This window comes from Pseudomonas sp. Sample_9, from assembly GCF_004307535.1.
Lineage (GTDB): Bacteria > Pseudomonadota > Gammaproteobacteria > Pseudomonadales > Pseudomonadaceae > Aquipseudomonas > Aquipseudomonas mercuritolerans.
This window is the reverse complement of the sequence record NZ_RAZO01000502.1, coordinates 1-1091: the sequence shown is the minus strand read 5'-3', so window position 1 is coordinate 1091 and position 1091 is coordinate 1. Positions and strand designations below refer to the sequence as shown.

General features: G+C 65.7%; 1 protein-coding gene. It reads right to left on the bottom strand.

All coding sequences use genetic code 11. The features are described from left to right. Positions 1 to 1091: Zn-dependent hydrolase (locus D6877_RS28600; protein WP_130912859.1), on the bottom strand; the 1091-nt coding region annotated here is incomplete at both ends.

Here is a 1091-nt window from a genome sequence, read left to right as displayed (position 1 = left end):
AGCATCGCCCTTAGCAACACCGCGCACCCCGCCGCGAGATCATCCGGCGCTGCATTTTCGATTTCGTTATGGCTGATCCCGCCCTCGCACGGCACGAAGATCATCCCGGCCGGACCGAGTTCGGCGAGGAAAATAGCGTCATGCCCGGCGCCACTGACAATGTCCATGTGCGACAGACCCAGCCCTTTCGCGGCGCCGCGCACCGCCTCCACGCAGCCCTTTTCGAAGTACAGCGGCGGGAAGTCGGCGGTCGGGGTCAGTTCGTAGGTGAGGCCGTGCTCTTCGCAGGTCGCATCGATGACTTGTTTCACTTCGGCAATCATCGAATCCAGCCGCGCCGGCTCCAGATGCCGGAAGTCGAGGGTCATGCGCACTTCGCCGGGGATCACGTTGCGCGAGCCGGGATAGGCCTGAAGGCAGCCAACCGTGCCGCAGGCGTGGGGCTGATGGCCGAGGGCGGCGCGGTTGACGGCGCCGACGATCACCGAAGCGCCGACCAAGGCATCCTTGCGCAGGTGCATCGGCGTCGGGCCGGCGTGGGCTTCGACGCCGCGCAATTTCAGGTCGAACCACTTCTGCCCGAGCGCGCCGAGTACCACGCCGATGGTTTTCTCTTCATCTTCAAGGATCGGGCCTTGCTCGATGTGCGCTTCGAAATACGCGCCGACCGCGTGCCCGCTGACCTTGCGCGGGCCGGCGTAGCCGATGGCGTTCAGCGCCTCGCCAACGGTGACGCCGTCGGCATCGACCTTGGCGAGGGTTTCTTCGAGGGTGAATTTCTCGGCGAAGACCCCGGAGCCCATCATGCACGGGGCGAAGCGGGAGCCCTCTTCGTTGGTCCAGACCACCACTTCCAGCGGCGCTTCAGTTTCCACGCCAAGGTCGTTGAGGGTGCGCAGCACTTCGACGCCGGCGAGTACGCCGAAGCAACCGTCGAACTTGCCACCGGTGGGTTGAGTGTCGATGTGGCTGCCGGTCATCACCGGCGGCAGGCTCGGGTTGCGCCCGGCGCGGCGGGCGAAAATGTTGCCGACGGCATCGACCGTGACGCTGCAACCGGCGTCCTTGCACCACTGCACGAACAGGTCGCG